Annotated in this window: 9 protein-coding genes; 5 read left to right on the top strand and 4 right to left on the bottom strand. The window is 69.4% G+C overall.

From position 1 onward, the window contains the following. Positions 1-188 precede the first annotated feature (188 nt). The gene (locus WAX14_RS07545; protein ID WP_422627473.1) at positions 189-764 is read right to left on the bottom strand and encodes a hypothetical protein; all 576 of its coding nucleotides are present in this window, start codon (positions 762-764) and stop codon (positions 189-191) included. A 27-nt stretch (positions 765-791) separates the two neighbouring features. After that, positions 792-1160, bottom strand: coding sequence for a cupin domain-containing protein (locus WAX14_RS07540; RefSeq protein WP_422627472.1), 369 nt, complete (start codon positions 1158-1160; stop codon positions 792-794). Positions 1161-1234: 74 nt separating this feature from the next. On the opposite strand from WAX14_RS07540, the gene WAX14_RS07535 reads away from it, so the two are divergent. Beyond that, complete coding sequence (locus WAX14_RS07535) at positions 1235-1675, top strand: MarR family winged helix-turn-helix transcriptional regulator (protein WP_422627471.1); 441 nt, start codon at positions 1235-1237, stop codon at positions 1673-1675. A gap of 6 nt (positions 1676-1681) precedes the next feature. On the opposite strand, the gene WAX14_RS07530 is transcribed toward WAX14_RS07535, so the two are convergent. Beyond that, a complete protein-coding gene (locus WAX14_RS07530; protein ID WP_422627470.1) occupies positions 1682-3673 on the bottom strand; it encodes an alpha/beta fold hydrolase in 1992 nt (663 codons plus the stop codon). A 142-nt stretch (positions 3674-3815) separates the two neighbouring features. Between WAX14_RS07530 and WAX14_RS07525 the strand changes: the two genes are divergently transcribed. The 3 genes from WAX14_RS07525 to WAX14_RS07515 all read left to right on the top strand — a co-directional run bounded on the left by WAX14_RS07525 (position 3816) and on the right by WAX14_RS07515 (position 6309). Beyond that, positions 3816-4196: a YtxH domain-containing protein gene (locus tag WAX14_RS07525; protein WP_422627469.1), complete on the top strand. Its 381-nt coding sequence runs from the start codon at positions 3816-3818 to the stop codon at positions 4194-4196. A 178-nt stretch (positions 4197-4374) separates the two neighbouring features. Beyond that, the gene (gene thiD, locus WAX14_RS07520; protein WP_422627468.1) at positions 4375-5166 is read left to right on the top strand and encodes a bifunctional hydroxymethylpyrimidine kinase/phosphomethylpyrimidine kinase; all 792 of its coding nucleotides are present in this window, start codon (positions 4375-4377) and stop codon (positions 5164-5166) included. A 219-nt stretch (positions 5167-5385) separates the two neighbouring features. Beyond that, entirely contained in the window at positions 5386-6309 is a 924-nt protein-coding gene (locus WAX14_RS07515) for a helix-turn-helix domain-containing protein (RefSeq protein ID WP_422627467.1), read from the top strand. On the opposite strand, the gene WAX14_RS07510 is transcribed toward WAX14_RS07515, so the two are convergent. Beyond that, on the bottom strand, positions 6225-7160 hold the full coding sequence (locus tag WAX14_RS07510; protein ID WP_422627466.1) for a DUF3024 domain-containing protein: 936 nt from the start codon (positions 7158-7160) through the stop codon (positions 6225-6227). The genes WAX14_RS07515 and WAX14_RS07510 overlap by 85 nt on opposite strands. 126 nt (positions 7161-7286) lie before the next feature. Here WAX14_RS07510 and WAX14_RS07505 point away from each other — a divergent pair, with 126 nt between their 5' ends. After that, positions 7287-7889, top strand: a complete 603-nt coding sequence (locus WAX14_RS07505; protein ID WP_422627465.1) for a hypothetical protein — start codon at positions 7287-7289, stop codon at positions 7887-7889. The last annotated feature ends 25 nt before the right edge of the window (positions 7890-7914 follow it).

Here is a 7914-nt window from a genome sequence, read left to right as displayed (position 1 = left end):
TGTCCGGGATTACGAGACCCGACCCGATCATCATGAGGCGATGGTCCACGTCGCGATGATCGCCACGATGTCACGTCGGCTTGCCCGTTCTGCTTGACCCTCGACCCGGAGTTTTCAGATGCACTCTTAGGTGGCGGGTACAAATCGCCCCGGCAGCCCCCGTCTCGCGGGGACACCGGCCGGTTCGGTCAGAAGACGATCTCGGTGAACCGGTACCAGTCGCCGTCGAGGTGCTCGTATCCGATGTCGCCTTCCGTCACCGGCGGTCCGATCTGGTCGGTTCCGCCCGGGAGGTGCGCGACACCGACGGCGTCGAACAGTCCGCCCTCGGTGTAGAAGTGGCAGCCGTCGGGTCGCGGTGTGACCATGTACACCTCGTAGGCGCCGAAGCGCATGTCCTCGTACGAGGTCGTGCAGGTTTCGGCGTACCGGTCGAGTTCGCTCTTCGACAGTTGCCACCCGACCCACGAGGGCACGCCGAGCGCGGCCAGGGCCGCGGTCGCCGCGACGAGCGCCGGGGCGATCCAGATGCGGCGGTCGGGGCGGTAGCACCACAGCCGGACCATTGCGAGCGCCGCCCACACCACACCGAGTCCGACGAGGGCGTAGCCGAGGATGACTACCAGCACGAACGATGCGATCGGTTGGAGCGCAACGGTCAGTAGACCCAGACAGACGGCGGCCACGAGGAGCGGCACCGCCACGCCTGCCGTGACCTGCCACCAGGTCGGGGTGGCCGCGCGGGGGCTCGCATTCGTCGTCACGGCATCCTATCTAGCACGTGCCGCCGGTCACTGCGCCCAGGGCGGGGTGAGCCGCGTCCCGTCGGCCAGGGTGGCGGTCAGGCCGGGGGTGGTGGTGACCCACACGTGGGCGCCCTGTGGGCCGCCGTCGACGATCACCTCGGCGCCGGCCCGCACGAGCACGACATTCCCCGGTTCGACGCTACTGGGGGTTCCGTCGATGGTGATGTGGAGCGTTCCGTCGAGTACGAGGAGGATCTCGTCGCGGCTCGGGCGGTGGGCGACGCCGTGCGATGCGGGTGCCACGGTGAGCTTCCAGGCGCACAGTTGCGCACTGTTTCGGGAGGCCACGTAGGAGTCGAACGTGCTGCCGTGCGCGTCGAACTCGATGGCGTCGGCGGATCCGAGGATCGTCATGGTCGTTCCCTTCATATAGTCAAGTTGCTTGTCTATATGGTCAGCCTTCTTGACCTTCCTGTCAAGATGGATTCATGCCCGACGCCCCCGACCTCCCCGCCTTGGTATTACGCGCGGCCACCCAACTCGTCGACTCCATCCAAAGCGGCGTCGCCGAAAGAGGATTCACCGACGTACGGCCGGCACACGGGTTCGCGTTCGCCCGGATCAGCGCGGGCGACACCACCGCCTCCGACCTCGCCGACCACCTCGGCGTCACCAAACAGGCCGCCGCGCAACTCGTCGACCAACTCGTCGACCGCGGCTACATCACCCGCGAACCGGACCCCGCCGACGCCCGCGCCCGCCTGCTGCGCCTGACCCCCCACGGCTGGGCCTGCACCCGCGCCGCCGACGACGCGGCACGAGACGCGGTCGCGCAGTGGCAGCAGCAACTCGACCCGGCCACGTTCGCGGCGCTGGGCGGCGCACTCCGCACCGTCGTCACACCGGGCCATCTCCGCCCCGCGTGGTGACCACGCTCAGCCCAGCAACTCCGGCAGGTCGATCGGCCGGCCCAGCACATGCTCCGACAGGAACGCCTCCACCGTCCGATACCAGATCGCGGTGTGCTGCGGGCTGAGCACCCAATGGTGCTCGCTCGGGAAATACAGGAAGCGGTGGACGGTGGCGCCGTCGTCGTCCGCGGGCGACCCGGATTCGGACAGCAACTCGTACCACAGGCGCAGCGCCTCCCCGATCGGCACGCGATAGTCCTTGTCGCCGTGGATGATCAGCATCGGAGTGACGATGGCATCGACATACAGGTGCGGCGAATTCTCCACCGCCATCTCCGGCGTCATCTCCCGCTGCCAATACCACGCGGCGTCGGTGGTTGGCGCGAACTGGTCCAGCGCCCACAGGCTCGCGTGGCTGACGATCGCACGGAACCGGTCGGTGTGCCCGGCAATCCAATTCGCCATGTACCCGCCGAACGACCCGCCCATCGCGGCGGTGCGCTCCGCGTCGATCTCCGGCAACGCCTCGGCGGCGTCGGTGATCGCCATGAGATCGGTGAACGGCTCCTGCCCCCAGCGGCCCCAGCCGCGCCGCACGAAGTCGCGACCGTACCCGGTGGACAGTGCGGGGTCCGGCAGCAGCACCGCATAGCCGCGGGCGACGAGCAGCCACGGGTTCCACCGCCACGACCACGTGTTCCACGAGTTCAACGGCCCGCCGTGGACCCACAGCAGCAACGGAACGGGCGCGTCGGGGCCGGCGCCGGTGGGCAGCGCCAACCACCCGCGCACCGGTGTGCCGTCGACCGCGGTGGCGTGCACCTCGGTGAGCCGGCCGGGCAGCTCCGGCAGGTCGCTCGGCGCCCGCAACGGCACGACGGAGCCGCGGTCGGCGCCGGCCAAGGCAATCCGTACCGGGTGCGGCGGCTCCGCGTAGGACGACCGCAGCGCATACCCGAACCGGCCGTCCGGCGCGACCGCGACGTCGCTGTAGGCGGCGTCGTCGGTGGTGAGCGGAACCGGCGCGTCGTCGCCGAGGATGAGCGTGAAAATCGGTGCGCGGCCGCGATCGTCGGCAGTGAGCAGCAGCCCGGACCCGTCCGGCAGCCACACCAGCGACGTGGGCCACCGGTCCCAGTCCGCGGTCACATCGGTCACGTCCCCGGTGCGAACATCGCACACGCGCACCGTGATTCGCGGCGGCTCCTCCGCGGTGGTGACGGTTTCGTGGAGGAAGGCGACGCGGGTGCCGTCGGGGGAGATTCGCGGCGAGACGGCATCTGCGTGTTCGTCGTCGACGAGCGCGGTACGCAGACCGGTTCCGAGGTCGACCCGGACGAGGGTGGTGCGGCGCGACGCGAGCGGGCCCGGTACCGACCACATGGTGACGGCGAAACTTCCGTCGGCGGCGATGTCGACCGCCGCATTGCGCAGCGAATCCCGGATACCGGGTGTGAGGTCGTCGAGGGCGCCGTCGGCGCCGACCGACAGCAGATGCGGACGGTCCGGGCCGAGGTCGGTGTCCCAATAGCGCACCGGATAGCCGGAGTGCAGGACGGCGGAGACCTTCGCGTCCTTACGGGCGGTGCGCAGTCGCTCGTCGTCCTCGGTGGTGTGCCCCAGCACGGGTGCGGTCACGACGATGCGATCGGCGCGGGTCGCGGCGTGCACGGCGGTGACACCACCCGCGCGGTGCGCGATCTGTTCGGCCTCCCCCCCACCGGCGGGCAGCCGCCACAACGACGCCGGGTCGTCGTCGGCGCCGCGCGCGGCGGTGAACAGCACATCGCCCGCCGCGGTGAAGACCGCGTTCGACTCGCCTTTCGCGCCGTGGGTGAGCCTGCGCGCCGGACGCTGCCCGTCCGGGTCGAGTTCCCACAGGGCACCGACGTACGCGGTGGCCTTGTCGTCGAGGGTGGATCGGGTGATCACCACGCGGCTGCCGTCGGGGGACAGCGCCAGTGCCGTGATGCGGGGCAGCGCGAGATAGTCGTCGAGGTTGTCGAACGCCGTCATGGCGCTCACCCTAGCTGCACGCTTTCCGGCCGATTGCGCAGAAACCCACGTTCCCCGCCGACGCCCGGACACCGACCGCGGTGTGGATCGCGCCCGCGATGGGTAGTCCCGTCGGGAGAAGCGACAGGAATGGGAGTTCACCATGATGCGAGTACTGATCTTCGCGGCGGGAGCCGCGACCGGCTTCGTTCTCGGCACGCGAGCCGGCCGGGGAACATACGAGAAGATCAAGGGGCAGTCCGCCGAGCTGTGGCACAGCGAACCGGTGCAGAGCAAGGTAGCCGAGGCGTCGCAAGCGATCAAGGAATCCGTCCCGCAGGCCCGGGCTGCCGTCGATGCCTTGACGCCTTCGACACAGACACCTTCGGCAGAATCGTCGACTCCGCCGAAGTCCCCGGCGTCGAAGCCCCAGCCCCCGAAGCCGCCCCAGCCCCCGAAGCCCCAGCCCCCGAAGCCGCCCCATCCGCCCAAGTCGGAGGCGCCGGCACCGAAGCCCCCCACCCCGGGGACGCCGACTCCCTGACCCGAAACGGATGTGTCAGCCCCGCAGCTACGGCCGCTCGCCCGGCCGGGCCGGGGCTGTCCGTCTCGGCCGAGTTGCCGGAACACCGACGACATGGCAGATCGGCCGGTTGTTAACCTGTGTACCGACCGATCGTCGCGGTTCGTCCGCGATCCCTGTCCGAACGGAGAACACCTCAGTGGTCGACCTTGCTTTCGTCATCGCCGGTTCCGAAGCGACCGGGGGCGCCGGCCTGCAGGTCGACCTCAAGACGTTCCAGCAGCTCGGTGTGTACGGGGTGGGCACCACCACCTGCATCGTCTCGTTCGATCCGAAGAACAACTGGGGTCACCGCTTCTTTCCCGTGCCGGCCGAGGTCATCGCCGAGCAGATCGAAGCGGCCACCGCCGCCCACGACCTCGACGTCGTGAAGATCGGCATGCTGGGCACACCCGCCACCATCGACGTGGTCGCCGAGGGGCTCGGTACGCAGAACTGGCGGCACGTGGTGCTCGACCCGGTGTTGATCTGCAAGGGTCAGGAGCCCGGCGCCGCGCTGGACACCGACAATGCGCTGCGGTCTCAGATCCTGCCGTACGCGACGGTGATCACCCCGAACCTGTTCGAGGCAAAAACTTTGTCGGGCATGGACAGCATCTCGTCCGTCGACGAGTTGGTGGAGGCCGCGCGGCGCATCCACGACCTGGGACCGCAGTACGTCGTCGCGAAGGGTGGCGTGGAGTTGCCCGGCGACGATGCGATCGACGTGTTCTTCGACGGCACCGAGGTCACCCTGCTCACGGCGCCGAAGGTCGGCGACGAGCGGGTCTCGGGTGCCGGCTGCACCCTGGCCGCGGCGATCACCGCCGAACTGGCCAAGGGTTCCGACGTTGCCGAGGCCGTCAAGGCCGCAAAGGATTTCGTGACGAACGGCATCAAGGCCCGGGTCTCGGCGCACACCCCGTTCGACACGGTGTGGCAGGGCGCGTAAGCGGCACCCTCCGCGCACCACGACCACACGGCGTTTCGCCGTTGACCCGCTGTGCGGCGCGATGGCAGGATGTCGGGCAATCATCACGCACGCAGGTGATGACCCGAAATTGAAGGTCCGCCGCGAGATTAGGCCCTCGCGACGGACCGGATGTCCGACTAAACAGGAGTCGAACATGCGTCAGCATACCCATGCCCGTGTCCGTGTCCAGGGGCGGTTGTGAGCATCGAAGCGCTCGCCTGGGCGCTCAAGGAAGCCGACATTCCCTCCCCCACTCCCGCCGGGATGCCGTCGGCGGCGGCGTTGACGATCGTCCTCGTCGGATTGGCGAACCACGCCTCCGACACCGGCGACGACGCCTACCCGTCGGTGCGGACCCTCGCCGCCTACGCGCGCGTCAGCGAACGTCAGGCGCAACGGTGCCTGGCCGCGCTCCTCGAACTCGGAGTGATCACGCTCGGGGATCAGCGGATCGTCGCGGCGAAAATCCGCCGGGCCGATCGCCGGCCCACCTGCTACCGGCTGCTCATGCGACGGGGCGACCAGCCGTCACCCGGTGCCCGGCCACGGGGTGACAGTCCGGCCCCGCACGGGGTGACAGGATCGGGGCCACGGGGTGACACCGGTGTCACCCGAACCGTCCTTGAACCCGAAAAGAAGACCGCTGCACGCTCGTGCGCGTCGGGGACGCGCAGGACGTCGGCGTGCCCACCGGGCACACCCGCGGCGGCGGCATACGACGACGGCGAACTCACCCGGCTCGCAGCCGAACTCCGCACGGCCGGGTTGACGGCCAGCTTCCGCAAACTCGACGCCGACGGATGCGCCCAGGTGTCGCGGCTGATCGACCGGTGCGGCGTCGATGCGCTCGTCGCGTCCGCCCGCGCCCAGCATCAACCGCAGTCCCCGGCCCGATTCGTGCAGGCGTGGCTACCGATGTGGCGGGAACTCCCGGCGCGCGCGGTACCGACACCGCGATGCGGCCGGTGCGACGAATACGGGTGGCTCGCCGACGACGAGCACGGCCGGGCGGTGCGCTGCGGGTGCCGGGCGTCGACTCAACCCCAGAAGAGGGCGGTCGGGTCCCGGTCGAGTTCGGTGAGCAGTTCGTCGACGAATCGGGTGGGCGGCGCCTGGTCGTAGCGGTGGAAGCGCAGGTCGCGGTCGCGCCAGTACAGCGTCCAGGTTGCCTGCTCACCGGTGTAGCGCAGCCGCGCGACGGGTGTGCGAGTCCAGTCCGGGTTCTGCTCCGGATTCCGCGGCGCGCGGCATTCGACGATGGTCACATGCTCTGTTGTGACGTCACATTCGACACGAACCTGGTGGCGGACGCGTTCGGGGACGCGGGCCGCGCACCAGCGCTGAACCCGCACGACGTCGATCTCGGGCAGGCCGGACGACGGCACACGTGTTTCCGGCTCCGGCAAATTCTGTTGCGCCGCAACCAGTTCGTCGTATGCGGCATCGAGGCGTCGGCGGCGTCGCCGATCGGATTCGTTATTCGCTTCGCCGGCAACGTAATTGACGATCTCGTCCAGGACATCGTCGCTCACCGGGAGCACGCAGTGTCCGTCGTCGAATCGGGCGGCGAACACTGCGTGCTCGCAGTCGACGTCGAGCAGGTCGATGCCGCGGAGAGCGGTGAGGGTCGCGTCGGACACCGTGACCGGATACGTGGGCAGGTCGGGGTCCGGCCCGATCCCGTGCAGATCGAACGGCGATCCCGCCCAGTGGGAGATCATCCCGTCGTCGCCGCAGGACGAGCAGACCCATTCGATGGGCTGGGGCGGATCGCCGCGGAACACGACGATCCGGCCCGGGCACGGGCGGTGACCCGGCCTGCGACGGCACGGCAGGGCACTGACCCACCGGGTCGCTGCCGCACCCGTGGTGGCGGCACGGACGATGGCCCACGTCTGTTCGGCGAGTCGCCGGGCAGGGCCGGGCGCGTCCTCGGGTAAGTAGAGGACGTGCTCGAGATCGGTGACGTACATGGTGCGACGGTACCGGCAGCTGCCGAGATGGGGTTTCGCTGTTCGCTTGCGCCCGCGAACCGTGCCGCGGCAGCGCCCCGCGGTTGTAGCATCGCGACGAGCGCCGGCCGCGCACAAGGAGGCCCCATGACCGACACCGGATTTCCCTGGCACGGGGCACCATTGTCGCCGCACGAGCGGGCCGAGCGGCTCGTTCGGGCGATGACGGTGGAGCAGAAGGTCGCACAGTTGCACGGTGCGATGGAGACGATCGACATCTACGGCCTAGCGGCGAAGCTCGCGGAATCCCCGGATGCGATGGACGAACTCGCATCGCAGGTGCAGGTGAAGCGGCACGTCGCCGGGATCGAGGAACTGGGCATCCCACGGTTCCGGGTGACCAACGGGCCGGTGGGCGTCGGCATGGGCGACGGTATGCCGAGCCCACCCGCGACGTCCCTGCCGATGGCCATCGGTGTGGCGGCCGGTTTCGATCCGGAACTGGCCCGCGCGTACGGCGACGTCATCGGTTCGGAAGCCGCGACGCTCGGCCAGCACGTGCTGGAAGGACCGGGCGTGTGTCTGCACCGCACCACGATCGCCGGACGCAACTTCGAGTACTTCTCCGAAGACCCCTATCTGTCCGGGGTGAACCGACCCGGGTTTCTGGCCGCTCCTATGCTGGCGACATCTCCGGTTGGGGAGTCGATGGTTGAGCGTAGTAGGCCGCCTCGAACGCGTCGGGGCTGACGTACCCGAGGCGGCTGTGTAAGCG

Source organism: Rhodococcus sp. (in: high G+C Gram-positive bacteria), from assembly GCF_049299235.1.
Taxonomy (GTDB): domain Bacteria; phylum Actinomycetota; class Actinomycetes; order Mycobacteriales; family Mycobacteriaceae; genus Rhodococcus.
This window is presented reverse-complemented; position numbering and strand designations above follow the sequence as displayed.